The organism is Buttiauxella sp. BIGb0471 (assembly GCF_024807715.1).
GTDB classification, from domain to species: domain Bacteria; phylum Pseudomonadota; class Gammaproteobacteria; order Enterobacterales; family Enterobacteriaceae; genus Buttiauxella; species Buttiauxella agrestis.
Genome location: NZ_JANUEU010000003.1, coordinates 474,517 through 500,387, shown reverse-complemented (window position 1 = coordinate 500,387; position 25,871 = coordinate 474,517). Strand labels below are relative to the sequence as shown.

The window sequence follows — 25,871 nt, the reverse complement described above, 5'->3', positions numbered from 1 at the left end:
AATCTCATGAGCGAATCTCTATTTCCGAAGGATTTTTTATGGGGCGGTGCGATTGCGGCGAACCAGGCTGAAGGCGCTTATCTTGAAGGCGGCAAAGGGCTGACCACCGTCGATACTATCCCGCATGGCAAAGACCGTTTATCGGTAAAACTGGGTATCGAGAAGCGCTTTAGTTTGCGTGATGACGAATATTACCCAAGCCACGTCGGCATTGATTTCTATCACCGCTACAAAGAAGACATCGCGCTGATGGCGGAAATGGGCTTTACCGTCTTCCGCACCTCCATTGCCTGGAGCCGTATTTACCCTAATGGCGATGAACTCACGCCGAATGCGGAAGGCATTGCGTTTTACCGCGACATGTTTGCCGAGTGCAAAAAGTACGGTATCGAACCGCTGGTGACGCTGTGTCATTTCGACGTGCCGATGCATCTGGTGAAAGAGTACGGCTCCTGGCGTAACCGCAAAATGGTGGAGTTTTTCACCCGCTATGCGCGCACCTGTTTTGAAGCGTTCGACGGGCTGGTGAAATACTGGCTGACCTTCAACGAAATCAACATTCTGCTGCATAGCCCGTATTCTGGCGCAGGTCTGGTATTCGAAGAAGGTGATAATAAAGAACAAGTTAAATACCAGGCAACGCACCACGAACTGCTGGCGAGTGCGCTGGCGACGAAAATCGCCCACGAAGTGAATCCGGACAATCAGGTGGGTTGCATGCTGGCGGGGGGGAATTTCTACCCGTACTCCTGCAAGCCTGAAGATGTGTGGGCGGCGCTGGAAAAAGACCGTGAGAACCTGTTCTTTATTGATGTGCAGGCGCGTGGCGCATACCCGTCTTACACCAAACGCGTGTTCCGCGAGAAAGGCATTACGCTAGAAATCGAGCCGGGCGATGATGAAATCCTCAAGAATACCGTCGATTTTGTTTCGTTCAGCTATTACGCCTCGCGTTGTGCGTCGGCTGATATGAACGATAACAACAGTAATGCGGCAAACATCGTGAAATCCCTGAAAAACCCGCACATTCAGGCGAGCGAATGGGGTTGGGGAATCGACCCGCTGGGTCTGCGAATCACCATGAACATGATGTACGACCGCTACCAGAAACCGCTGTTCCTGGTGGAAAACGGCCTCGGTGCGAAAGATGTGGTTAACGAGCAGGGCGAAATCAACGATGACTATCGTATTAGCTACTTGCGCGAGCACATCAAAGCCATGGCCGACGCCATCGACGACGGCATTCCGGTTATGGGTTACACCTCGTGGGGCTGCATAGATTTAGTCGCGGCATCCACCGGCGAAATGAGCAAACGTTATGGTTTCGTCTACGTAGATCGTGACGATCAGGGCAACGGTACTCTGGCCCGCACGCGCAAAAAATCGTTTTACTGGTATAAGAAAGTGATTGCCAGCAACGGCGCTGATTTAAGCTGATTGTGAGTCATGCGGCCTGGCTTTGAAGCCTGGCCGCAATAAAACGTTTAAACCCGCACCACCATCTCCAGCGGCGCGACCTACTGGGTCAAGCTGACTGAGTCATTCTTACGCTCGTAAATTACAACTTTCTGCTGACGGTGAATAACCCTGGGTTTTCTAGACTGAAAGAAAACGTCAGCAGAGGTTATACATGTCCTGGCAACCTTTTCTCTCAGTGATCCCAGGAGCTGTGCCTGTGGATCTCGCCGTAAAAAATATCACTTACAGCGACATAAGTGATGACTGGCCGATGAAGGATCAGGTTTCAGAACAGATCGATGATATTAACCTGCAGTTAGTCAACGATCCGACGCTTGAGGCGCCGGAGATTTTCTTAGATAGCGAGGGAAAGCGGCGAATACGCTGTCGCAATAAACTCTCGGAACTCGCTTTCCATCATCGTCCTGCCCTCGAAGAATGGCGTTGCCAGCTGGTTCCTACCGCGCTGGCACTTTGGGCTGTACAGCATCCGCTGGCGGAGCGCCTGATAAGCGGCGGGGAAATGGATATCCACAGCCGACCCTGGTTTATTCATGCCAATGATGCGCGAGGGATTCGCTCACGCGCTAAAGTGATGGCGAGTATTGCGGATATTCATCTTAATAATAGTGTCTCAGGAAATTGGGTGAGCCTGGCCTGTGGCGCGGCGGTACCGGTTTTAAAGACGCTGCGCGGGGCAAAACTCAAGGCGCAAAAATTCACTTTGTTGCTGATTGATCACGACCGGCAATCGCTGAAATTTGCCCGAGGCCTTGCGACACAATATGGGCTGGTGGAAGGGCATCATTTTCAGTTACTGATGCGCAATTTATTCGACCGGATGGTGGTCAGCGACAAACTGGTTCAGGAGTTAGGAGAACAGTCTGCGGAGCTGGTTGATGGTCTGGGGATATTTGAATATTTCTCGGAATCCGAAGCGGTGCATTTTATTCGCCACGCGCTACGTTTGGTCAAACCAGGCGGTGTATTGATCGTTTCAAATATGCTTAAAACCAGTCCGCAAATTGATTTCGCGCTGCGTTGCGTGGGCTGGACGACGATATATCCACGAACGCTTTTCGAGCTAAGGGATATTGTTCTGGCGGCGGGAATCAGTCTGCAAAATGTCACGGTGACATTACCGAGCGATGGGGTTTATGCAGTGCTGGAAATCAATGTGAAGCAATAAACCTGCTCAGACTTTTATTAAGAAATGAGCAGGCCATCTTATTAAGACAGGTAATTCATGCCTTGTTTCAGCACAAAATCACACGCCTGAGTTTTCACTTTTTCAGCCAGGGATGAATTGCCGATGGTATTCAGATTCACCTGCTGGTCTTTACCGGTATTGAGCAGCCCCATCAAACCCTGGGTGTAATCTTGTGGCTGGCTTTCTTTGGTGCCGCTGTCTAAGCCCAGCTTATCGAGAAGCTGGTTCTTCACGTTGTCGGTATTGGTGGCGGAAACCAGCTTGTTCTTCATGCAGTACTGCAAGATGCCCGCGGCGTTGGTCATGGTGTCAGCACTCAGGGCGTTAGTCCCGCCGCCGAGCAGGCTGGTCAGTGAGGCAACAGAGTTGCCAGTGGTGCCGGTATTGCTGGTGCTGGTAGATTTACTTAACTCATTTGCCGCGCTCGAAAGCTGATCCTGCCAGCTTGCTGCCATCGCCTGACCGGCAAATACGGATGTTGCCAGCGCCAGAGCGCATAAAACCTTTTTGCTTGCTTTCATCTGTTTATACTCTTTTCGATAACCTGCGTTGCAGGAGAATTTTCGTCGAGTATAGCGCTTTCTCTGAACTCATTAGAGTTCAGAGAGTTCTTAAAGCTTCCAGATTGCGGGGTTTTTATGGCCCGATGTAGCGCAGCACGACTTTTACCGCCATTTCACGGTAATGCGCGGTGCTATCAACCGGCTCTGAACCATCTTCAAAGAAGTTCGAGAATGTGTAGCTGTTCGCGACATGGTAGAAGCTAAAACTACTGATCAGGCGGTGTACGTCTTTGGCCGTCACGAGCTTATTAAACAGTTGTTTTTCCTGGCCGCGGGTTAACACATCTTCGAGTAATTCCAGGGCGCTGCGGTTTATTTCACGCAGGTAGGCTGATTCTTTCACAAAGCGCCCGCGCTGCATGTTTTCCATGCAAATAATACGAATGAAATCCGGATGGGTAGCGTGGAAATCAAATGTCCATTCCACCAATTCCACCATGGCTTCGACCGGCGGTTGATGGGAAAGATTTAGCTGGCGCTCACAGCTACGGATTTGGGTGTAGACATATTCAAGCACCTGAACATAAAGCAGTTCTTTGCTCTTGAAGTGATAAACCACCATGCGTTTTGTGGTGTTGGCCTTTTCTGCGATTTGCTCCATGCGTGCGCCGTTAAGGCCAAATTCAGCGAACAAACTAATGGCGCTGAAGAAAATCTTTTCTTTCAGACTGGCGTCATCAAAACGCTCAGGAAGATAAATTTCGTGGGTTTCCACGCAAGGCTCCTTAATGTCATCAGGCCGCTGGTACCGCCCAGGCCAGATGACATTAAAACAAGTTTGCGCGGGCAAAGCACTGATGAGTTAGCGAAGCCCTGAAACACATCACACTCGCGGGCGTTTACGGTAAAGCCAAAGCCCCGGAATAGATAAGCCAATCGATAACGCCCCCACAATAAATGACGCTTTCAGGAAGTTGGTAAGCAGCTGGATCATGAGGTCTTCGGTGTAACCAAAGTGGCTGAGTTTTACGGCTGAAATCATGGCGGTGTAGGCTGAAATTCCCGGAAACATCGGGATCACGGCGGCTACGGTAAAGACTTTGGGGTGCGCCAGGTACCAGCGCGACCACTGAATGCCGATGCTCCCGACCAGCAGTGAAGCAATAAATGTGCTCCATTCAATGTTCAGACCAGCGGTCATCATCGCCATTCTGGAGCCGTGACCAATCGCCCCGAGCAGAGCGCAATACGGCAGTGCGCGTTGCGGAACATTAAACACTAACGCAAAACCCACGGCGGGGATGGCCGCCAGCGCCATGTCTTGTAATAGCGCCAGCAAAAAGTCGATTATTCCCATCCTTTCAGCCCCCATAACGACATCGCCATCACCACACCAATGCAGGTGGCAAGCGTGAGTAAACTGGCCATTGCCCACCTGGCAAGCCCGGTATTGACGTGGCCTTTAAACATATCGGCGACGGCGTTTATTAATGGGAACCCTGGCACCAGCAGCAACACGCTGGCCGCCATCGCAATATTTGATGTGGTGGCAAATGGCCCTTTGGCAATCAGCAAGCCTGAAATCGACGTGGCGACAAAAGCCGTGATACAGAAGTTAATCTGTGGATGTAAATGGCGTGCGGTGAGTATCAGTCGGACATACATCGCCACTGAACCTGCCAGAAACGCGATAAATGCGCCATCCCAACCGCCCTTATTGAGCTTACAGAAACAGCCGCAGGAAAGGCCGACCATCAACACTACCAACCAGCGTGGGTAACGCAGCGGTTTAATGTGCTCGAAGCGTTTTAAAACATCTTTGCAATCCAATAGCTTGTGTTCGGCCATGATCACAATGTGCTGCACCTCCGTCACCACGTGCATGTTGATGCCGCGGTCGATGTTCTTGCGCGTGGTCGTGAGGCACTGGTTATCTTTGATGGTACTTAGAACAATGGCGTTCGCTGAAATGGAGCTTTCAACGCTATCCATCCCCAAAGCGATGCCCAGACGGCTGGAAAGTTCTTCAACCAGTGCGCTTTCCGCACCGTGTTGCAGCAAGAAAAGCCCGCACTGAATACAGAGGCGGGTGACATCGCGCTGTAAGTTTACTTCTGTCGACATGCCTGTCCTTTAATAGATGAAAGCGGTGACGCCGCTCAAATTTTAACATCTCCCATTATTAACATAGGCCACCCCCCGTACTCAGGCGGGCCAGATCAACATTTAGCCAGATAACCTATTTCGCACACTATTTCGGCGAAATATGAACTCGCCCACACTCTTAGTGTGAGTTTCGAAAAGTGCACGTTTCAGTCCGATTTTGGCCTTCTTTTTCCCTCTGATGACGATAAAAATGCATGAATGCGCATTTATGAAACATAAAAGCAACATTCATATAACCGTAGGGCAGAGAGCGTATTCTATGAAAACTCAAGTCGTCATTATTGGTGCTGGCCCGTCGGGTTTGTTGTTAGGGCAATTGTTGCACAATGCAGGCATCAGCAATATCGTGCTCGAAAGACAAACCCCCGAACATGTTTTAGGGCGTATCCGGGCGGGAGTTCTGGAAAGCGGGACTGTGGATTTACTGCGGGAAGCGGGCGTCAGTGATCGAATGGATGCCGAAGGATTGGTTCATGAAGGCGTTGAATTTTTGGTTCATGGTCAGCGAATCCCTGTTCCGCTCAAAGAATTGACGGGGGGAAAGACGGTTATGGTGTACGGCCAGACTGAACTCACGCAAGATTTAATGGATGCGCGGCGGGCAACGGATGCCGTCTCAATGTATGGCGTCAGCAATGTGCAATTGTTTGATGTCAAAAGTGATTCCCCATACGTCACTTTTGAAAAGCAGGGAGAAACTTACCGTATTGATTGTGACTATATTGCGGGTTGCGATGGGTTTCATGGCGTTTCACGCAAAGCCATTCCTGCACAAGTCACGCAAGAGTACGAACGTGTTTATCCCTTTGGCTGGTTAGGCCTGTTATCTGACACACCTCCTGTGAATCATGAGTTGATTTATGCTCACCATGAGCGCGGGTTTGTTTTGTGTAGTCAGCGCTCACTAACCAGAAGCCGCTACTATTTGCAGGTTCCGCTGAGCGATAACGTGGAAGCATGGCCCGATGAACGCTTCTGGGGCGAGCTAAAACAGCGTTTGCCACAAGAGTTGGCAGAAAAATTAGTGACTGGTCACTCACTTGAGAAGAGTATCGCGCCGCTACGCAGTTACGTGGTCGAGCCGATGCAGTATGGCAACCTATTCCTGGTGGGAGACGCTGCGCATATCGTACCGCCAACTGGTGCGAAAGGGCTGAATCTGGCGGCGTCTGATGTTAATTATCTGTACCGGATTTTGAAAAAGGTTTATCACGAAGGGCGAACTGATCTGCTGGAAACTTATTCACCGATAGCGCTCCGCCGGGTCTGGAAAGGCGAACGTTTTAGCTGGTTTATGACCAATCTGCTGCATGATTTTGCAGGCATGAACGCGTTTGATCGCAAGATGCAGCAGGCGGACCGGGAGTATTACCTGAAATCACGCGCCGGGCTTACGACGATTGCAGAAAACTATGTTGGGCTTGCTTTCGAATCCGTTGAATAAACTACACTTGTTCGACGCAACATTGGACAAGAGGATGGTATGAGTCTGAACACCGGTATTCCGGTCTTTAAACTTTATGGTGAAAGCCGCATTTGGCCTGCGGCGGATTTGCTGCATTGTGAGTCTATTCACAGTCGCAGCAGTCTTTATGAATGGCATATTCGTATTCATCAGCATGCCGATTTGGTTCAGTTGCTGTATCTGCATAAAGGACAGGTAGAGATAGATATTGAAGGTGAAAAGCATCATGTGGCTCATGCCTGTCTGCAAGTGGTGCCTGCATTGTGCGTACACGGTTTTAAATTTTCACCCGGCGCTCAGGGTTACATTCTTTCGTTTTCAGCGCCTTTGATCGCCCAGTTTGAACAGCAATTTGGCCGACCTTTACAAGTGTTAGCGCAAGCTGCTTGCGTCCCGGTGAAGGATTCGCGCAGGCAAATTAATACGTTGTTCAGCACGTTACAGAACGAGTATCAAGGGCAGGGCGAGGCACGAGATATGATGCTTTATTCGCTGATCGGTGCGCTGTTGGTCTGGCTTAATCGCCAGTGCGCTCCTGCGCCGAGTGGTAGTTCGCGTGTTGAACGAAAGCGTTCTGTTATTCATCAGTTTAATCAATTAGTGGAACGTCACTATCGAGAGCAATTATCGGTAACGCATTATGCAACGGTGGTGGGTTTATCGAGCGTTCATCTGAACAACTTGTGCCATGAGTTTTATGGCTGTAGCGCCCTTAACGTTCTGCATCAGCGCGTGTTGCTTGAAGCCAGGCGTAGTTTGCTTTATACCAGCATGACGATAAGCCAGATCTCGGAATATCTTGGATTCAGTGATGCGACTTATTTTTCTCGTTTTTTCCGCCGCTATACCGGGACGACACCAAAAGATTTTCGCAATCATCCCATTCATGAAATGTAATATATTTAATGAAAATTAATGCACTATTAACTATGGCTAATTTAAAATAAAAAGCAATATGTAAATAATGTCACTAACAGAAATAATATTTCATCATAAATATCTCTTTCTGTTTTAAATGTTTACTGAGAAGTCTTATCCTTCCTTTTTTATAGTTTATTATATATTAGTCAAAGGAATGATATGGAAAATAATATCACTGTAAATAATATTTCCAGCCCCGTAATCGTTGTGATGCCTTGTGTATTAACCGCAGCAGGAATCGTCAATACGCTACAGACTCAGTTAAAAATAAATGGATTAGTTAAGGTTATCAAACGACTGGATGAAGCTTACTCGGTGGTTTTAAAAATACCTGACGTCATGGTCCTTTTAAATATCAGTGAATCAACCAGCCAACTTGCCGAAGAGATAAAATTTATTAACTGGTGCCGAACGGTACAACCTTCAGCGAATATCATTGCTTACACTCGTAATCATAAAGTCAGCGTGCTGAATTATATTGCCGCTTTGGGGGTAAAAGTCATTATTTCCCAATATGAGCCAACCGCGACTTTCTCCGATCTGGTCAGTAAATCTTTTAATTCCAAGTCAATGCTGTGTAGCCCGATCGTTAAAAGTATCCTGGAAGAAAGAATTACCACTGAGTTAACGGTGTGCGAAGTTCAGGTCATTGGGCAATTATTCCTTGGACATAATGTTAGCCAGGTGGCGCATAACTTAGGGCGCGATATCAGAACGGTGAGTGCGCACAAAAGGCATGCCATGGAAAAACTGGGACTAAACTGCGAGAAAGATCTTCACGTTTTAGGTTGTGCGTTGTCAGGAAAATAGCGGTTTTATAAGGAGATAAAAATGCAGGAAAGCAAAACAAGGATTTTTTTGCGTAATCCATTCTGTCGCGCTGCCATTGTGAGTAAGCGGCCATTAATGTGTGAGGGTTTACAGGTGATTATGGCGGAGAAAGCGCCGCAGTCATCGCTGGTTTTACTGTCTGATTACTCACAGCTTACACCCGAAGTATTGCTCCAGATTGATGTCGTGGTACTTGAGTTAGACAGTTCGCTGCAAGAAATTTTCAATGAATGTGAACTCCTTAATTCACTGCAAAATCAGTATCGACAGGTTCACTGGGTTATTACCTTGCCCGCCCATTTGACAAATATCGCTATTGAACGCCTGCTGACTTCCAGAACGTCATTACTTTCTTTGCATGAGCCGATGGGCAGTATTATTGAGCATGTCTTTAATTGCGGCGGCGAAGTCGAAAGAATTAGCAGGCTGTTATTGCAAGAGAAAGCGGCGCAATCAACTCGTGCGGAAGTGGTCAGTACGAATCTGACTTTTTCTGAGCGTCGCGTGTTACGGCTAATCAGCAAAGGTTGGCAATTGACGCAAATTGCGACACTGCTCGAGAAGAATTATAAAACCGTCAGTGCGCAAAAAAGCAGTGCGCTGCGTCGTCTGTCATTGAAAAGTGATGCTGAAATGTATGCGTGGATGATCAGCGAACAGGGTATGCAGGAGCTGAATTTGTCGCCGCGCAACCCGGTAATGTGAAGTTTGTCAGGTATGACTGAGGAGAGTTAGCCTATCCTCAGTTTTCTGTTTATTGGCAAACATCGACCCAATGTGCGGCGGTGAGTTCTGCCATGCGAGTTGGGGAAATCCGTACCGCGCTATGAGTCGCCCCGGCCGCGGGTAAAACCTCTTCGTACTGTTTCAGTGAAATATCACAATAAACCGTTAAAGGATTCTCCAGGCCAAATGGGCAAACGCCGCCTACGGGGTGGCCTGTCCAGATAACCACTTCGTCGCTGCTTAACATGCGAGCTTTGGCACCAAATACGGTTTTGAGTTTCTTATTATCCAGACGTGCATCACCTTTCGCGACAACCAGCACGACCTGATCTTTTATTTTCAACGACAATGTTTTAGCAATTTGACCCGGTTCAACATTATGAGCCGCTGCAGCCAGGGCCACCGTTGCCGTGCTTTGGTTCAGTTCTATGATGTCGATATCAGGGGCGTTTTCGGCAAAAAATTGCCGGACGGACTGCAGGCTCATGCTTTTCTCCCATTTTAGCCAGCAAATAATTTGGCATAAGTCTGTGCTATATGTAAACCAGTGAAATTCGCCCTCTGGATGCTGAGTGAAAGGGTGATGTTGTGATGTGAAATGCCTAAAGAAGCTAAAGATTCGGTGATTTCTCGATCTTCTTCACAATCACTGCAACCGGTTTCAGTAACCGGTTGCAGTGCGTGAAATAGCGATGAATACTGAAACGGTCACCTTCCTGTATCCAATAATAAGAGCAGCCTATGTCTACGAATCATGCAGCCTTTAATTTGATATTTCGCTTTGTAGAAAACTACGTTAGCCCTGTCGCCGGGCGAATCTCCTCACAACGCCACGTGATGGCGATCCGTGATGGGTTTATCTCTGCGATGCCATTTATGATTGTCGGTTCGTTCCTGCTGGTCTTTGCATATCCTCCATTCTCGCCAACCACCACCTGGGGTTTTGCGCGTGCGTGGCTGGACATGGCAAAACAGTTTGAAGGGCAAATTCTGACGCCGTTTGATATGACGATGGGCATTATGTCTATCTACATTTGTGCGGCTATTGCCTACAACCTCGGTAAACACTATGTGAAGTCGCACGGCCTTGATCCGTTCATGTGCGCGATGCTTTCGCTGATGGCATTTTTGCTGGTGGCGGCACCGAAAACTAAAGGCGTTATGCCAATGGATAGCCTTGGCGGAACGGGGATCTTCACTGCGATCCTGGTTGCGATTTATTGCGTTGAGATGATGCGTTTCCTTAAAGCGCACAATATTGGGATCAAACTCCCAGACCAGGTGCCACCGATGATCAAAAACTCATTTGATCTCCTGATTCCGGTTCTGGTTGTGGTGCTGACGCTTTACCCGCTGAGTCTGTTTATTCAGTCGCAGTTCGATATGCTGATTCCACAAGCGATTATGTCGGTGTTTAAACCGCTGGTATCTGCGGCTGACTCATTGCCTGCGATTCTGCTGGCGGTGCTGATTGGCCACCTGCTTTGGTTTGCCGGGATTCACGGTGCGGCTATCGTTTCCGGTATGCTGCAAATGTTCTGGCTGACCAACCTGGGTATGAACCAGAGCGCACTGGCGCAAGGTGCACCGCTGCCACATATCTTTATGGAAGCGTTCTGGACGTTCTTCATTGTAGTGGGTGGTTCGGGTGCAACGATGGGGCTGGTGATTTGCTACCTGCGTAGTAAGTCAGCGCATCTGCGCTCAATTGGCCGCCTGAGTATCGTTCCTACCTGTTTCAACATTAACGAGCCGGTCATTTTCGGTACACCAATCGTCATGAACCCAGTGTTCTTTATTCCCTTCCTGCTGGCACCAATGGTGAACGCCGTTCTGGCCTGGGGAGCAATGAAGATGGATTTAATCGGGCGTGTGATTTCAGTTGTACCATGGACAGCTCCGGCACCTATCGGCGCTGCATGGGCACTGGGTTGGGACTTCCGCGCAGCAATTCTGGTAATTCTGCTGGCCGTTGTTTCTGCCATCATTTACTTCCCGTTCTTCAAAGTGTACGAGAAGCAATTGCTGGAACAAGAAGCAGAAGAAGCACAAAAAGCGTCTGGAGAAGAGAGTCAACAGGCGGCTTAATTGGATAGTGAGAAATGAGATGAAACGGTGGGGAAACCCGCCGTTTTGTTTTATGACTTTAAAGTGCAATCACCACAGCGTTGAACATCCGGCAGTTTATAGCGCTGGCAGCAAGTACGGCGAACCAACAAACCTTCACGAAGGATAACGGTGCGATAGAGCGGGTTGTCCTGGCCATTTTTCAGCTGTTTTTCAAAGAAACAGGCGTGGCGTAATTCGGCAATGGTCGATTCATCCAGCAGTTCTCTAAGCTCACCAAAAAACCAGTTCAGCAAATACCCAGTATTACTCCAGATAAGTTTCCCGTTAATTTCGCCGCTGTTTTCCAGAGCATCAACCACCGGCATTAGCCCGGTAACAAGCAACTTTTCCAGGCGTTGAACTAACGGCTGGGTGGTGGCAACTTTGTCTTCCTGAATATCTAACCAGAAGGTGGCGGCTCTACCCGTTTCGTGAAATTCCACCTGAATGCGCTGAGGATCGATATCCAACGCCCGTGGCTGCGTCACGAGCGCCATCACCAACGGCGGGACCAGTAAACCCAGATACCATTGCGCCCAAAGAGACTTTAGCGGTTTTCCCTCACGGGCAAGCTGCGGCTGATTACGATAAATATGGTCACTGTAGCTGGCAAGAAGGGAGGCAAGGGTTGCGGGTTGCGACCATTGGCGGAGAGTCAGGCTGTTTGCGGGCGCAGATTCGTTGAGTTTGATGATGTCGTTGAAATAGGGTTTGTGCGCGGTGAATGATGCCCGTAGCTCATCCGCAAGCGTGGGTTGTACGCTCGCAAAAGGCGGTTGCCACGCCAGATAATCATCAAACTGTGTAGATTGAAACGCCATCGACAAACAAGACCACTAATACAAATGATAATGATTGCCAATCCTATCTATAGATAATGCCTTTGGCAAGGCCATTTTATGCGCAATAAAAAAGGGAGGAAGTCATGCGGTATTGGTTTAAGCCGGTAGCAGTGAATCGCTAATCAGGATGCTATTACGACCCTGACGTTTTGCCCGATAGAGTGCGGTATCCGCCTGGCGGAGTGCTTCTTCAATATCGGACTGCTCAAGTGCTGCGATACCAATACTGGCGGTCACATGAGTGGCGACGTCGTCATTAAACAGGTGAGGGATTTTCAAATCGTACACGCGTTGGCGAATTCGCTCTGCCGTTTGAATGGCGCGTTCGGCATCAATATCCGTCAGCAATATCATAAATTCTTCGCCGCCATAGCGCGTAACGACATCACGTGAGCGAACTGCATCGCGAATCGCGGCTGAAACATGCGTCAGAGCCTGGTCGCCCATGCTGTGACCGTAGTTGTCGTTGTAGGCTTTGAAATGATCAATATCTAACAGCAGAACGAAATGCTGTCCTGAGCCTAACGCCAGGATGGTATCAAGACGGTTACGGAACCCACGGCGGTTATACAAACCCGTGAGTGGATCGAGCATACTCAAATCATTAAGCGTTTCTTTTTCTTCGAGTAATTTATCCATCAATCGACGGGTGAAATTATCATTACGTTTCTGAATGATATGTTGAATCGTGATGCCAATACCGGGGAGGACGACTGAATACAATACACGTGGCCAGTTTGCGCCATGGTCGAGCCATAAAATGACGGCGGTTGCGGGCAAGCATGATGCGAAAAAGGCCTGGATATTATTAATAAAAGAAATCGAGCCAATAAATAATATCGCCAATAAAGCGATAATGAGGAAATTAAGATCGACGACAGGCATCGCACTGACTTTTATATAGATATGCCAGGCCCAAAGCAGCCCAATAATTAACGAAACCATATTAATATTAATTAGTTTCTTTTTGTTAATGAACTGCCAAAGCAGACACGACATGCTGATCACCAGCACCATGATGATGGGCACGGTGAAATGTTGAGTGTTGGCTGACGGCGACACGATACTAAATCCCGCAGAGAATGCGTTCAGTAATAAAAATAAACGCAACGAGAGTTGATGCTTCCCTTTGAGTAATGCGCGCCAGGTTGTTGCTGTCATATCAAAATAGTTCTTACACTCATGCTCAACGTTATGTTGTTGAATAATATTATAAAAAGATACAGGTGAAGTGATGATTCAATGTGATTATATAGTTTTTATTTATGGATTTAACATCGCTGCTCAATCTATCACCTTAAGGAAAATATGTCATCAGATGATGAGGAATGCTTAACATTTCTAATGTAAAACGGTGAATACACCATGCTGACAAACGAGAAATTATATCATATGATATTGGTTATCATTACCACTTGGTGCAATAGCTATGATTTTACAACGGCGGTTAGAAAGCGGGTGGGGAGTATTGATTCCTGGAGGGATTGTCTCTGCTTTGCTGTGTCTTGATCTTACGTTTAGCGAGTGGCGGGTACTGATTGTATTGGGATTATTGGCGACCACGGGCATGTTGTACCATAAACGGTTACGTCATTTTGTGCTGTTGCCATCATGCGTTGCATTTGCCAGTGGGCTTGCGCTTGTGATGATGAATCTGGAAGTAATGAAATAGGGAAGTAAAACTGAGAATGACAAAAGTGAAGCGAGAAGAGGGTGATAAGAGTTGGTGCGAAGAGAGGGACTTGAACCCTCACGCCCGTTAGAGCACTAACACCTGAAGCTAGCGCGTCTACCAATTCCGCCACCTTCGCAAATCAAGTCTTATCTAAGATATCGCCTTCGCATTGGTGCGAAGAGAGGGACTTGAACCCTCACGTCCGTAAGAACACTAACACCTGAAGCTAGCGCGTCTACCAATTCCGCCACCTTCGCGCAGTGCGAACGATATCTTGCGTGGTTAATGGTGCGAAGAGAGGGACTTGAACCCTCACGTCCGTAAGAACACTAACACCTGAAGCTAGCGCGTCTACCAATTCCGCCACCTTCGCATACCCACAACACCGAAGTATTGTAACCACGGAGGCGCATTCTAGATGTTTTCTGCGCGTCGTCAACAGTTAATTTAGCGCCGCTTTTCTAATCGCTGCAAAAAGCGGCACAACAAAGTGTTAGCGCTTCTTCACGCCACGCATAACAACTGAGCGGTAAACTTTGAAACGACCTGTCTGGGCGATAACTTCGTGGTTGCCAAACGTTTCATCCAGCACGTCTGGATACGCCAGGAAGGCGTTAGCCACGATACGCAATTCACCGCCCATATTCAGATGACGAACCGCACCACGAATCAGCTGGTGAGCTGCATCAAGGCTGGTTTGCAGGCCATCATGGAATGGCGGGTTAGAGATAATCATATCAAAACGACCATTCACTTCGGAATAGACGTTACTGGCGATAACTTCGCCTTCGATTTCATTGGCAGCAAGCGTTGCACGGCTCGCAGCAACAGCTGGAGCAGAAACATCACATAAAGTCAGACGGACTTTTGGAGAGTGTTTGGCAAGCGTTACTGCCAGCACACCCGCACCACAACCGACATCCAGCACTTTGCCTTTAGTATGCGCAGTGAGCGTGGAAAGCAGCAGTTTACTGCCGGTATCCAGACCATCACGGCTAAACACGCCTGGCAGAGTTTTGATCGTCATATCATTGTGTTGATATTCATCCCACCAGGAATGTTCATCAAACTGCGGTTGTTTTTCCAGACGACCGTGATAGAAGCCACAACGACGCGCGCTGTCGATTTTATTGAGCGGGCTGAATTCTGCGAGCATTTGCTCAGCACTACGAACGCCGCTGCGGTTTTCACCGACCACAAAAATGTCGCTGCCAACCGGCATCAACGACAAAATGTTCATCAACTGGAACTGAGCTTCTGGCTTGTTCTTCGGCCAGTAATAAATCAGGGTATTGCAATCGCCAAGGGTGCTGGCATCAGCAACCAGGCCGTATTGCGCGTCTTCGCCCATCTGTGCGCTTAAAACCTGCCAGTGGTGAAATTGTTGTGTATGGACGCGACTTGCAGCCGTTTCAAAACGGGCCGGCAGATCGTCTTGTAAATCACCGGCAAACAGCACGCGGCTCTCGGTAAAATCATCGCTATGGCGCAGCAGCACTTCACTTGCCGGGGTTAACGCAGACATCAGGACACTCCTATTAAAGCAGAGCGGCGATTATAGAGCTTTAATGGCGCATATTCGATGAATTTGCTATATTTGCGCCCCAATTGGCACTCTCAACAGGTTTCGCTATGCCTCATATACCTTTGCGACGTGACTGGTTGTTACAACAACTGGGCATTACCCAATGGGAGCTGCGACGCCCGGCCGCGTTACAGGGCGAAATTGCCGTCTCACTGCATGAAAACGTCAAATTACTGATGGTTGCCGAAGACCTTCCGGATCTCAGCGATCCGTTGGTAAACGATGTTTTGCGCAGTTTAAATCTGAGCGTACAGCAGGTTATGCAACTGACGCCTGAACGAGCTGCAATGCTGCCAACTGACAGCCGCTGTAATAGCTGGCGATTGGGTGTGAGTGAAACGCTCCCCATTCCAGGTGCGCAGTTAGCGACTCCCGAGTTAAACGAGCTTTATCACAATGGCGCGGCGCGAAAGGCGCTGTGGCAGCAAATTTGCGAACATGAAAACGATTTCTTCCCTCACCACCAGTGACTTGAGCCAGGCATACGCCATTGAACTTCGCAGCCATGCTTTCCCATGGAGTGAAAAGACCTTCGCCAGTAACGAAGGTGAGCGCTATTTAAATTTACGTCTCGACGTAGACGGCAAGATGGCGGCGTTTGCAGTGACGCAAGTCGTACTGGATGAAGCGACGCTGTTTAATATTGCGGTCGATCCTGATTTTCAACGTCAGGGTTTGGGCCGCCAGTTGCTGGAGCATTTAATCAGCGAACTGGAAAAGCGAGATGTGTTTACCCTCTGGCTTGAAGTGCGCGCGTCGAACACGGCAGCGATTGCACTTTATGAGAGCCTGGGGTTTAACGAGGCGACGATTCGCCGTAACTACTACCCCACAAAAGAGGGTCGCGAAGATGCCATCATCATGGCATTACCGTTAGGCTAATTTGAAAAAGGTGTGTTGATGAACTGGGACTGGATTTTATTTGATGCTGACGAAACGTTATTTACCTTCGACGCTTTCGGCGGCCTACAGCGGATGTTTCTTGATTATAGCGTGACGTTTACCGCTGAAGATTTCCAGGATTACCAGGCTGTTAACAAACCTTTGTGGGTCGATTATCAGAACGGTGCCATTAGCGCCCTTCATTTGCAGCATCAGCGTTTTCAGGGTTGGTCGGAAAGATTGTCAGTGCCTGCTGGCGATTTAAATGCCGCTTTCCTCAACGCGATGGCTGAGATTTGTGTGCCATTGCCTGGCGCGGTGTCTTTGCTTAATGCCCTAAAAGATAAAGTAAAAATAGGCATTATCACCAACGGCTTTACGGCGTTGCAGCAAATTCGACTTGAGCGTACCGGCCTGCGGGATTACTTCGATTTGTTGGTGATTTCCGAACAAGTGGGTGTCGCAAAACCCGATCGTAAAATTTTTGACTATACCTTTGAGCAAATGGGCCATCCGCCGCGCGATCGCGTATTGATGGTTGGCGATACCGCAGAATCCGATATTTTAGGCGGCATGAATGCGGGAATCGCGACCTGCTGGCTCAATGCCCACGCAAGAAGTTTGCCGGAAGGCATCCGACCGACCTGGGAAGTTGCCTCACTAAGTGAACTGGAGCGATTGTTGTGTAATTCATAATTGCATCAACCCTTGGGTACAACGCAGATTGTTAAACCTGACCTGATAGGTAAAATAGCCGTCAGGTAATGTTCATTTGCCGCGCAGCTTTGCCTGTGCGCAATTCACAGAAGATTCTATTATGACTTTGTCTCCTTTTTTGCAAGAAGTGGGGAAACGCCGCACTTTTGCGATCATTTCTCACCCCGATGCCGGTAAAACGACCATCACTGAAAAAGTGTTGTTGTTCGGACAGGCCATTCAAACCGCAGGTACGGTAAAAGGCCGTGGCTCCAGCCAGCATGCAAAATCTGACTGGATGGAAATGGAAAAGCAGCGTGGTATTTCGATTACCACCTCGGTAATGCAATTCCCGTATCGCGACAGCTTGGTTAACCTGCTCGATACCCCAGGGCACGAAGACTTCTCCGAAGATACTTATCGTACTCTGACTGCTGTTGACTGCTGTTTGATGGTTATCGACGCCGCGAAAGGTGTAGAAGATCGTACCCGTAAGCTGATGGAAGTTACCCGTCTGCGTGATACGCCGATCCTCACCTTTATGAACAAACTCGACCGCGATATTCGCGACCCGATGGAAGTGATGGATGAAGTTGAACGTGAGCTGAAAATCGCCTGTTCACCGATCACATGGCCAATCGGTTGTGGCAAGTTGTTCAAAGGCGTTTATCACCTTTATAAAGATGAAACCTATCTCTACCAGACCGGTAAAGGCCACACCATCCAGGAAGTGCGCATTGTTAAAGGGTTAGATAACCCTGAGCTGGACGCGGCTGTAGGTGAAGATCTGGCGGCGCAATTGCGTGACGAACTGGAACTGGTTCAGGGTGCTTCTCACGAATTTGACCGCGAGTTGTTCCTGGAAGGCGAACTGACCCCGGTCTTCTTCGGTACTGCATTGGGTAACTTTGGTGTTGACCATATGCTCGATGGCCTGGTTGAGTGGGCGCCTGCGCCAATGCCGCGTAAAACTGATACGCGTGTCGTGGAAGCGGCGGAAGATAAGTTCACCGGTTTTGTGTTTAAGATTCAGGCCAACATGGACCCGAAACACCGTGATCGCGTTGCGTTTATGCGTGTGGTTTCTGGTAAATACGAAAAAGGCATGAAACTGCGCCAGGTTCGTACCGGCAAAGATGTGGTAATTTCTGACGCGCTGACCTTTATGGCCGGTGACCGCTCGCACGTTGAAGAAGCCTTCCCTGGCGATATCATCGGCTTGCATAACCACGGCACCATCCAGATCGGTGACACCTTCACCCAGGGCGAGATGATGAAGTTCACCGGTATTCCGAACTTCGCGCCGGAACTGTTCCGTCGTATTCGTCTGCGTGATCCGTTGAAACAGAAACAGTTGCTCAAAGGTCTGGTGCAGCTTTCTGAAGAAGGCGCGGTACAGGTGTTCCGCCCAATCGCTAACAACGATCTGATTGTTGGTGCGGTCGGTGTGCTGCAGTTTGACGTCGTTGTGGCGCGCCTGAAAAGCGAATACAACGTGGAAGCAATTTACGAGTCGGTAAACGTTTCGACGGCGCGTTGGGTTGAAAGCACTGACGTGAAGAAGTTTGAAGAATTCAAACGGAAAAACGAAATGCAGTTGGCGCTTGATGGCGGCGATAACCTTGCTTATATCGCTCCAACCATGGTCAACCTGAACCTGACACAAGATCGTTACCCAGAAGTAACGTTCCGTAAAACTCGCGAGCACTAATCGTCTCTCAGGGCGCGGCAGCCGTCGCGTCCTGCTACTTTTCCCGTCTTATTAATCCCTTACGGATTGTTCTTAATTTCCTGCATTTTCCTTACGTTCCTCCATTCACAGCATGCAAATCTGTGATTGTTGTCTATATTTAACAAACCAGTGACAAATTGGTTGGTCGAATATGCCATGTAAACGAAGCTTTCTGGCGGGTTCATCCACTCTAATTTTTATTGGCGTTATTAAAAACTGAACGGAAAATTTTTGGGCCGTAACACTTGGCCTGAGGTTTAAGGAAAGCCGTTACATTAAGGCTTGTGCTCAAATTGTGAGCAAAACTATAGGAATTAATCGATGACTATGACTACGACTAAGATTTCTAAAACTCTGTTAGCTGTTGTTCTTGGCTCTGTGCTGGCAAGCGGTAGCGCTTTAGCAGAAGACAAGATGCTTAACAAAACCGAATCGACAGCGGACACAGCAGGCGAAAAAATTGATAGTTCTGTAAAAGACGTCGGTAATTTCATGGATGACAGCGCAATCACCGCGAAAGTGAAAGCCGCCCTTGTCGATCACGAAGATATTAAAAGCACTGACATCTCTGTGAAAACTGAGAAAAAAGTGGTGACGTTAAGTGGATTTGTAGAAAGCCAGGCTCAGGCTGAGCAGGCAGTTACCGTTGCAAAAGGTGTGGAAGGCGTCTCTTCCGTAAGCGACAAACTGCATGTGCGTAATGGCGCTGACAAATCTGTAAGCGGTTATGCAGGCGATACTGCAACCACCAGTGAAATCAAAGCTAAACTTTTAGCAGATGACATCGTCCCTTCACGTCACGTGAAAGTGGAAACCACTGAAGGTGTTGTTCAGCTATCCGGTACTGTCGAATCGAATGCACAGGCTGCACGTGCTGAAAGTATCGCTAAAGCTGTTGATGGCGTGAAAAGCGTCAAAAACGACCTGAAAGTGAAGTAATAGAAAGAAAGAAACTTTCTTCTCCGGTGACAACCACCGGGGAAGTAGGTCAGCAACATCGTTACTCAAATATCGCCAATGAGTGCGCATCTGGCACTCTTCCAGAAGCGATTCGGGTTCAATATGGTTAAGGAGAAGCTTATGTTTCGTTGGGGCATTATTTTTCTGGTCATTGCGTTGATTGCAGCAGCACTGGGTTTTGGTACTCTCGCGGGTACTGCAGCAGGTGCAGCAAAAATTGTCTTCGTGGTAGGTATTATTCTGTTCCTGGTTAGCCTGTTTATGGGTCGAAAACGCCCATAGCAATATTTACGTGCTATAACAATTAGAGACAGACCAAAGAGCCAGTCTATTTAGACTGGCTCTTGCGTTTTTAAGCGACTAATAAATAACCAATAATAAATATCCTTTAGATTAAGGAAAGCAGGGTGGGACAAAGAATACCCGTAACGCTCGGCAATATTTCGCCGCTTGCGCTTCCAAAGTTTCGTCCCGGAAAACTCGCCATTGTTTGTGAAGGCGGCGGGCAGCGTGGGATATTTACAGCCGGCGTGCTGGATGAGTTTATGCGCGCTAACTTCAACCCGTTCGATCTCTTCTTAGGCACCTCCGCGGGCGCACAAAATCTCTCAGCTTACGTTTGCCACCAGCCGGGTTACGCCCGAAGAGTGATCACCCGCTTTACAACCACACGCGAATTTTTTGATCCGCTGCGCTTTGTGCGTGGCGGGCATCTCATCGATCTCGACTGGCTGGTGGAATCGACCGCAGCAAAAATTCCGCTCTCGATGGGCACGGCGGAAAAAATGTTTGAGTCTGGCAAAGCGTTCTACATGTGTGCTTGCCGCAGCGATGACTACACGCCGGGATATTTTTCGCCAGACAGCGGTACGTGGCTGAATCTTCTGAAAGCCTCAAGCGCAATTCCTGGCTTTTACCGCACGGGCGTAGAAATTGATGGTATTGGCTATCAGGATGGCGGAATCAGTGATGCGATCCCGGTGAGAGAAGCGGTGCGTTTAGGTGCTGATACGCTGGTGGTGATTCGTACCGTACCTTCGCAAATGTATTACACGCCAGAATGGTTTAAACGTATGGAGCGCTGGCTTGGTGACAGCAGCCTGCAACCGTTGCTCAACCTGGTGCATCACCATGAAGCCAGCTATCGCGAAATACAGAGCTTCATCGAAAAGCCACCGGGAAAGCTGCGCATTTTTGAAATTTACCCGCCGAAACCGTTGATGAGCTCCGCATTGGGCAGCCGATTACCGGCGCTGAATACCGACTATAAAATCGGGCGTTTGTGCGGACGTTACTTCCTCGCAACCGTCGGGAAATTGCTCACGGATAAGCCGCCAATTAAGCGCCACCTTCCGCGTATTGTGGTTCCAGGGCAGGTGGTCGTTCCGCAGACTGTGGTCACTCAGGAACCATTGTCTAAAGCGGTGATTGAAACGCCGGAAGCCAACGACGCCACTTTCAACAACGAGGATACGGCGTGACAATGACCTTTTACGATACCCATTGTCATTTCGATTTCCCGCCGTTTAGCGATGATCAAGCCAACAGCATCTCACTTGCCGCGCAAGCGGGCGTAACAAAAATCATTGTTCCGGCAATCGAAGCCGATCGGTTTAGTACGGTGCTGGCGCTGGCAGACAACTACCCGGCGCTCTATGCCGCAGTGGGTTTGCATCCGATTGTGATTCATAAGCACCAGGATGCGTCGCTGGCCTTACTCGAACATCACCTGCAACAACGGCCACCTAAACTGGTCGCCATCGGTGAGATTGGGCTTGATCTGTATATGGAAAATCCGCTTTTTGATAAACAAGAAGCGATACTGGATGCACAGCTAAAACTGGCAAAACGCTATGATTTGCCGGTCATTCTTCACTCTCGTCGCACGCACGACAAACTTGCCGCGCATTTAAAACGCCATAATTTACCGCGCACCGGTGTGGTACATGGCTTCTCGGGCAGCCTGCAACAGGCCGAGCGTTTTGTGGCGATGGGTTACAAAATTGGTGTGGGTGGAACGATCACTTACCCGCGCGCCAGTAAAACGCGCGATGTTATAGCACGCTTATCCCTTAGCGCTCTGGTGCTGGAAACGGATGCACCCGATATGCCGCTTAACGGCTGGCAGGGGCAACCTAATCGCCCGGAACGAATTGCCGACGTTTTTCAGACGCTTTGTACATTGCGTTCAGAACCTCCCGAAGTTATCGCGAGTACGATCATTCATAACTGCGATGAATTATTCAAATTGAAATAGTCAGTAACAAAATGTGACGTAGCTCACTTTATAAGACAAACGTTTCTGTGAATGTCTATAAATACGTGATTGCCATTCCATTTCCTGGCCTCCCTACCGCTATAATCCCGCCCGCTAAGGGCTTTAGATCACTTTCCTTTTTCAACTTATACACAGGGATTCTGTATGCAACTACTCATGGGATTGATCGGCATGATCGTTCTGTTGCTGATCGCCGTTTTACTTTCCAGTAATCGCAAAGCGATTAATCTCCGCACTGTTATTGGCGCCTGGATCATTCAAGTCGGTATCGGGGCCTTAATTCTGTATGTTCCGGTTGGTCGTAAAGTGTTGTTGGCCATGTCCGAAGGGGTGGCGAACGTTATCGGTTACGGTAACGCGGGTATCTCTTTCCTGTTTGGCGGGCTGGTTTCGGACAAAATGTTCGAAGTCTTTGGCGGCGGTGGCTTTGTCTTTGCATTGCGCGTTCTGCCAATTATCGTCTTCTTCTCCTCACTGATTGCTGTGCTGTATTACCTGGGCATCATGCAGTTAGTTATTCGCATTCTGGGCGGCGGCCTGCGTAAGGTTCTGAAAACCTCTCGCACCGAATCTCTGTCCGCAACTGCAAACATCTTTGTGGGCCAGACTGAAGCTCCGCTGGTGGTTCGTCCTTATATCGCGACCATGACGCGTTCAGAACTGTTCGCAGTCATGTGTGGTGGTCTGGCATCTGTTGCTGGTTCTGTTCTGGCGGGTTACGCGCAAATGGGCGTTCCACTGGAATACCTGATTGCCGCGTCCTTCATGGCGGCACCTGGCGGCTTGCTGTTCGCTAAAATCATCCTGCCTGAAACTGAAACGCCAAACGATGCGCCTGAACTGGAATCGATGAAAAACGATCCTGATCGCCCGGCAAACGTGCTGGATGCAGCGGCATCAGGTGCGGCGTCAGGTATGCAGCTGGCCCTGAACGTGGGTGCAATGTTGCTGGCGTTTGTGGCGTTGATTGCTCTGCTCAACGGTATGCTTTCTGGCATTGGCGGCTGGTTCAACTACCCGCAACTGTCTATGGAACTGATTCTGGGCTGGGTGTTCTCACCGCTGGCGTGGGTTATCGGTGTGCCATGGAGTGAAGCGAATGTCGCGGGTTCCTTCATCGGTCAGAAACTTATCATCAACGAATTTGTTGCGTATCTGAACTTCGGTGAATACCTGAAAGATGATGCAACCGTTGCGGCAGCAGGCCTGCAAGTTCTGTCAGATCACACCAAAGCAATTATTTCCTTCGCACTGTGTGGCTTTGCTAACCTTTCTTCTATCGCCATTCTGATTGGTGGCTTGGGAAGCATGGCGCCAAACCGTCGTCATGATATCGCGCAGTTGGGTCTGAAAGCGGTCGCCGCAGGTACGTTGTCTAACCTGATGAGTGCAACCATTGCCGGGGTCTTCCTGTCACTATAAAAACGGCGATGTTAAAATTATAACATCCCTGTGAAATCAATGGCTGACGCTTGCGTCGGCCATTTTTTATTTTTGAACGGCATTTTTACGTTATCCAACGTTGTTAAATCACATATACTGTAGAAAGCATGTAATTACATCTTTGGCTTTTGTGATGCTATACACAAAACCATCAGGATTGTGAATGTTATAATTATAACATCGCAACTGATTCTATATCTTTTGTTGGAGAGTGTTATGACCGATTTAACTGCAAGCAGCTTACGCGCCCTGAAATTGATGGACCTGACTACCCTGAATGACGATGACACCAATGAAAAAGTGGTCGCACTTTGCCATCAGGCCAAAACAGCGGTGGGTAATACTGCGGCGATTTGTATTTATCCGCGCTTCATTCCAATTGCGCGTAAAACTCTGAATGCACAGGGTACGCCTGATATCCGTATTGCAACCGTCACCAACTTCCCGCATGGCAACGATGATATCGAAATCGCCCTGGCGGAAACACGTGCGGCTATCGCTTACGGCGCGGATGAAGTTGACGTTGTGTTCCCATACCGTGCGTTGATTGCGGGTAACGAGCAAGTCGGTTTTGAGCTGGTGAAAGCCTGCAAAGAAGCTTGTGCAGCGGCGAACGTTCTGCTGAAAGTGATTATCGAAACCGGTGAGCTGAAAGAAGAAGCACTGATTCGCAAAGCATCTGAAATCTCTATCAAAGCAGGTGCTGATTTCATCAAAACTTCTACTGGTAAAGTGCCAGTCAACGCTACACCAGAAAGCGCTCGCATCATGATGGAAGTGATTCGTGATATGAATGTCGCGAAAACGGTTGGTTTCAAACCTGCGGGCGGTGTGCGCACTGCTGAAGATGCAGCACTGTTCCTGTCTATCGCTGATGACCTGTTTGGTGCTGACTGGGCGGATTCCCGTCACTACCGCTTTGGCGCATCCAGCCTGCTCGCGAGTCTGTTAAAAGCTCTGGGCCACGGCGACGGCAAAAGCGCTAGCGGCTACTAATCTCTTCCTTTGCGGCGGTTTCCCCGCCGCATTTCACCTGATGAACTCAGGGGGTTACCTTGTTCCTCGCTCAAGAAATTATTCGTAAAAAACGTGATGGTCATGCGCTTAGTGATGATGAAATTCGTTTCTTCATTAATGGCATTCGCGATAACACCATCTCCGAAGGGCAAATTGCAGCACTTGCAATGACCATTTTCTTCCACGACATGACTATGCCAGAACGCGTATCACTGACCATGGCGATGCGAGATTCAGGAACCGTGCTGGACTGGAAGAGCCTTAATCTGAACGGCCCTATCGTTGATAAACACTCAACGGGCGGCGTGGGTGATGTGACGTCCTTAATGCTTGGCCCAATGGTGGCGGCATGTGGCGGGTACATCCCAATGATTTCTGGCCGTGGTTTAGGCCACACTGGTGGTACGCTCGATAAACTCGAAGCAATCCCAGGCTTTGATATTTTCCCGGACGATAACCGTTTCCGCGACATCATCAAAAATGTCGGCGTGGCGATTATCGGCCAGACAAACTCGTTGGCACCGGCTGACAAGCGTTTCTACGCCACGCGTGACATTACCGCGACCGTAGATTCCATTCCGCTCATCACCGCATCGATTCTGGCGAAGAAACTTGCCGAAGGCCTGGATGCTCTGGTGATGGACGTGAAAGTCGGCAGCGGCGCATTTATGCCAACGTATGAGCTTTCTGAATTACTCGCCGAAGCGATTGTCGGCGTGGCGAACGGCGCAGGCGTGAAAACCACAGCACTGCTGACCGATATGAACCAGGTGCTGGCTTCCAGCGCGGGTAATGCGGTGGAAGTTCGCGAAGCGGTGCAATTCCTGACCGGCGAATACGTTAACCCGCGTCTGCATGAAGTCACCATGGCACTGTGCGTGGAAATGCTACTTTCCGGCAATCTGGCAAAAGATGACGCCGAAGCACGCCAGAAACTGCAAGCGGTGCTCGATAACGGTAAAGCGGCTGAAGTCTTTGGTCGCATGGTTGCGGCGCAAAAAGGCCCGGCTGACTTCGTTGAAAACTATGCGAAATATCTGCCAACTGCGGTACTGAGCAAAGCTGTTTATGCCGATCGTGCAGGTTTCGTGGGCGAAATGGACACCCGTGCTTTAGGCATGGCGGTGGTTTCCATGGGCGGTGGTCGTCGTCAGGCATCTGACACCATTGATTACAGCGTGGGCTTCACTGATATGGCTCGCCTGGGCGACAGCGTTGACACTACTCGCCCGTTGGCCATTATTCACGCCGCCAGCGAAAACCAATGGCAGGAAGCCGCTCGAGCGGTAAAAGCGGCAATCAAAGTGAACGATACACAGCCCGCAGAAACGCCAGTTGTATATCGCCGTATCAGCTAAATGCTGGCATACTG

27 protein-coding genes and 3 tRNA genes are annotated in these 25,871 nt (G+C 49.1%); 19 read left to right on the top strand and 11 right to left on the bottom strand.

Going from position 1 to position 25,871, the window contains the following annotated elements; all coding sequences use genetic code 11:
- Positions 1–6: 6 nt before the first annotated feature.
- Both M2371_RS13075 and M2371_RS13070 read left to right on the top strand, forming a co-directional pair.
- On the top strand, positions 7–1,437 hold the full coding sequence (locus M2371_RS13075; RefSeq protein WP_172893163.1) for a 6-phospho-beta-glucosidase: 1,431 nt from the start codon (positions 7–9) through the stop codon (positions 1,435–1,437).
- Between the two features lie 238 nt (positions 1,438–1,675).
- A complete protein-coding gene (locus tag M2371_RS13070; protein ID WP_310473321.1) occupies positions 1,676–2,647 on the top strand; it encodes a class I SAM-dependent methyltransferase in 972 nt (323 codons plus the stop codon).
- A gap of 41 nt (positions 2,648–2,688) precedes the next feature.
- Here M2371_RS13070 and M2371_RS13065 read toward each other — a convergent pair whose 3' ends face one another.
- The 4 genes from M2371_RS13065 to M2371_RS13050 form a co-directional block, all read right to left on the bottom strand.
- Positions 2,689–3,189, bottom strand: coding sequence for a DUF2501 domain-containing protein (locus M2371_RS13065; protein ID WP_115627226.1), 501 nt, complete (start codon positions 3,187–3,189; stop codon positions 2,689–2,691).
- Positions 3,190–3,304: 115 nt separating this feature from the next.
- Positions 3,305–3,946, bottom strand: coding sequence for a TetR family transcriptional regulator (locus M2371_RS13060; RefSeq protein WP_081908431.1), 642 nt, complete (start codon positions 3,944–3,946; stop codon positions 3,305–3,307).
- A gap of 108 nt (positions 3,947–4,054) precedes the next feature.
- Positions 4,055–4,528 carry a threonine/serine exporter gene (locus tag M2371_RS13055; RefSeq protein WP_034498674.1) on the bottom strand — a complete coding sequence of 158 codons (474 nt, stop codon included), beginning with the start codon at positions 4,526–4,528 and terminating at the stop codon, positions 4,055–4,057.
- Positions 4,519–5,295: a threonine/serine exporter ThrE family protein gene (locus M2371_RS13050; RefSeq protein WP_259267906.1), complete on the bottom strand. Its 777-nt coding sequence runs from the start codon at positions 5,293–5,295 to the stop codon at positions 4,519–4,521. The genes M2371_RS13055 and M2371_RS13050 overlap by 10 nt, the downstream gene beginning before the upstream one ends.
- A gap of 301 nt (positions 5,296–5,596) precedes the next feature.
- Here M2371_RS13050 and pobA point away from each other — a divergent pair, with 301 nt between their 5' ends.
- The 4 genes from pobA to M2371_RS13030 all read left to right on the top strand — a co-directional run bounded on the left by pobA (position 5,597) and on the right by M2371_RS13030 (position 9,259).
- Complete coding sequence (pobA, locus tag M2371_RS13045) at positions 5,597–6,781, top strand: 4-hydroxybenzoate 3-monooxygenase (RefSeq protein WP_259267905.1); 1,185 nt, start codon at positions 5,597–5,599, stop codon at positions 6,779–6,781.
- Positions 6,782–6,820: 39 nt separating this feature from the next.
- The gene (locus tag M2371_RS13040; RefSeq protein WP_172893167.1) at positions 6,821–7,699 is read left to right on the top strand and encodes a helix-turn-helix domain-containing protein; all 879 of its coding nucleotides are present in this window, start codon (positions 6,821–6,823) and stop codon (positions 7,697–7,699) included.
- Between the two features lie 183 nt (positions 7,700–7,882).
- Entirely contained in the window at positions 7,883–8,533 is a 651-nt protein-coding gene (locus M2371_RS13035; RefSeq protein WP_259267904.1) for a LuxR C-terminal-related transcriptional regulator, read from the top strand.
- A gap of 21 nt (positions 8,534–8,554) precedes the next feature.
- A complete protein-coding gene (locus M2371_RS13030) occupies positions 8,555–9,259 on the top strand; it encodes a LuxR C-terminal-related transcriptional regulator (protein WP_259267903.1) in 705 nt (234 codons plus the stop codon).
- Between the two features lie 49 nt (positions 9,260–9,308).
- Here the strand turns inward: M2371_RS13030 and M2371_RS13025 are convergent, their stop codons facing one another.
- Positions 9,309–9,767: a YbaK/EbsC family protein gene (locus M2371_RS13025; RefSeq protein WP_034498661.1), complete on the bottom strand. Its 459-nt coding sequence runs from the start codon at positions 9,765–9,767 to the stop codon at positions 9,309–9,311.
- A 254-nt stretch (positions 9,768–10,021) separates the two neighbouring features.
- On the opposite strand from M2371_RS13025, the gene M2371_RS13020 reads away from it, so the two are divergent.
- Complete coding sequence (locus M2371_RS13020; protein ID WP_034498658.1) at positions 10,022–11,368, top strand: PTS sugar transporter subunit IIC; 1,347 nt, start codon at positions 10,022–10,024, stop codon at positions 11,366–11,368.
- A gap of 50 nt (positions 11,369–11,418) precedes the next feature.
- Here the strand turns inward: M2371_RS13020 and fhuF are convergent, their stop codons facing one another.
- Complete coding sequence (fhuF, locus tag M2371_RS13015; RefSeq protein WP_172893170.1) at positions 11,419–12,210, bottom strand: siderophore-iron reductase FhuF; 792 nt, start codon at positions 12,208–12,210, stop codon at positions 11,419–11,421.
- A gap of 117 nt (positions 12,211–12,327) precedes the next feature.
- Positions 12,328–13,392: a diguanylate cyclase gene (locus tag M2371_RS13010; RefSeq protein ID WP_259267902.1), complete on the bottom strand. Its 1,065-nt coding sequence runs from the start codon at positions 13,390–13,392 to the stop codon at positions 12,328–12,330.
- Positions 13,393–13,663: 271 nt separating this feature from the next.
- Between M2371_RS13010 and M2371_RS13005 the strand changes: the two genes are divergently transcribed.
- Positions 13,664–13,903 (top strand): DUF1435 domain-containing protein, encoded by a 240-nt coding sequence (locus M2371_RS13005; RefSeq protein ID WP_259267962.1) that lies wholly within the window; start codon positions 13,664–13,666, stop codon positions 13,901–13,903.
- Between the two features lie 52 nt (positions 13,904–13,955).
- Here the strand turns inward: M2371_RS13005 and M2371_RS13000 are convergent.
- The 4 genes from M2371_RS13000 to rsmC all read right to left on the bottom strand — a co-directional run bounded on the left by M2371_RS13000 (position 13,956) and on the right by rsmC (position 15,431).
- Positions 13,956–14,042: transfer RNA gene (locus tag M2371_RS13000), tRNA-Leu, on the bottom strand.
- Between the two features lie 34 nt (positions 14,043–14,076).
- Positions 14,077–14,163 (bottom strand) — tRNA-Leu (locus M2371_RS12995).
- A gap of 29 nt (positions 14,164–14,192) precedes the next feature.
- Positions 14,193–14,279 (bottom strand) — tRNA-Leu (locus M2371_RS12990).
- 120 nt (positions 14,280–14,399) lie between these two features.
- Positions 14,400–15,431 carry a 16S rRNA (guanine(1207)-N(2))-methyltransferase RsmC gene (rsmC, locus tag M2371_RS12985; RefSeq protein ID WP_034498648.1) on the bottom strand — a complete coding sequence of 344 codons (1,032 nt, stop codon included), beginning with the start codon at positions 15,429–15,431 and terminating at the stop codon, positions 14,400–14,402.
- 107 nt (positions 15,432–15,538) lie between these two features.
- On the opposite strand from rsmC, the gene M2371_RS12980 reads away from it, so the two are divergent.
- From M2371_RS12980 to deoA, 11 genes are all read left to right on the top strand, one after another.
- Positions 15,539–15,961 (top strand): DNA polymerase III subunit psi, encoded by a 423-nt coding sequence (locus M2371_RS12980; protein ID WP_115627238.1) that lies wholly within the window; start codon positions 15,539–15,541, stop codon positions 15,959–15,961.
- Positions 15,930–16,373: a ribosomal protein S18-alanine N-acetyltransferase gene (gene rimI / locus M2371_RS12975; protein ID WP_034498644.1), complete on the top strand. Its 444-nt coding sequence runs from the start codon at positions 15,930–15,932 to the stop codon at positions 16,371–16,373. The genes M2371_RS12980 and rimI overlap by 32 nt, the downstream gene beginning before the upstream one ends.
- A gap of 18 nt (positions 16,374–16,391) precedes the next feature.
- Positions 16,392–17,069 carry a pyrimidine 5'-nucleotidase gene (yjjG, locus tag M2371_RS12970; protein ID WP_172893175.1) on the top strand — a complete coding sequence of 226 codons (678 nt, stop codon included), beginning with the start codon at positions 16,392–16,394 and terminating at the stop codon, positions 17,067–17,069.
- A gap of 121 nt (positions 17,070–17,190) precedes the next feature.
- Positions 17,191–18,780, top strand: a complete 1,590-nt coding sequence (gene prfC, locus M2371_RS12965) for a peptide chain release factor 3 (RefSeq protein WP_034498707.1) — start codon at positions 17,191–17,193, stop codon at positions 18,778–18,780.
- A 342-nt stretch (positions 18,781–19,122) separates the two neighbouring features.
- A complete protein-coding gene (osmY, locus tag M2371_RS12960; protein WP_172893176.1) occupies positions 19,123–19,740 on the top strand; it encodes a molecular chaperone OsmY in 618 nt (205 codons plus the stop codon).
- Between the two features lie 141 nt (positions 19,741–19,881).
- The gene (locus M2371_RS12955) at positions 19,882–20,043 is read left to right on the top strand and encodes a DUF1328 domain-containing protein (protein WP_064513877.1); all 162 of its coding nucleotides are present in this window, start codon (positions 19,882–19,884) and stop codon (positions 20,041–20,043) included.
- Between the two features lie 125 nt (positions 20,044–20,168).
- On the top strand, positions 20,169–21,242 hold the full coding sequence (locus M2371_RS12950; RefSeq protein WP_259267901.1) for a patatin family protein: 1,074 nt from the start codon (positions 20,169–20,171) through the stop codon (positions 21,240–21,242).
- Entirely contained in the window at positions 21,239–22,018 is a 780-nt protein-coding gene (locus tag M2371_RS12945) for a TatD family hydrolase (protein ID WP_259267900.1), read from the top strand. Before M2371_RS12950 ends, M2371_RS12945 begins: the two co-directional genes overlap by 4 nt.
- A 165-nt stretch (positions 22,019–22,183) precedes the next feature.
- Entirely contained in the window at positions 22,184–23,461 is a 1,278-nt protein-coding gene (locus tag M2371_RS12940; RefSeq protein ID WP_259267899.1) for a NupC/NupG family nucleoside CNT transporter, read from the top strand.
- 237 nt (positions 23,462–23,698) lie between these two features.
- A complete protein-coding gene (gene deoC / locus M2371_RS12935; protein WP_259267898.1) occupies positions 23,699–24,478 on the top strand; it encodes a deoxyribose-phosphate aldolase in 780 nt (259 codons plus the stop codon).
- A 59-nt stretch (positions 24,479–24,537) separates the two neighbouring features.
- Positions 24,538–25,857: a thymidine phosphorylase gene (gene deoA / locus M2371_RS12930; protein ID WP_034498630.1), complete on the top strand. Its 1,320-nt coding sequence runs from the start codon at positions 24,538–24,540 to the stop codon at positions 25,855–25,857.
- Positions 25,858–25,871 lie beyond the last annotated feature (14 nt).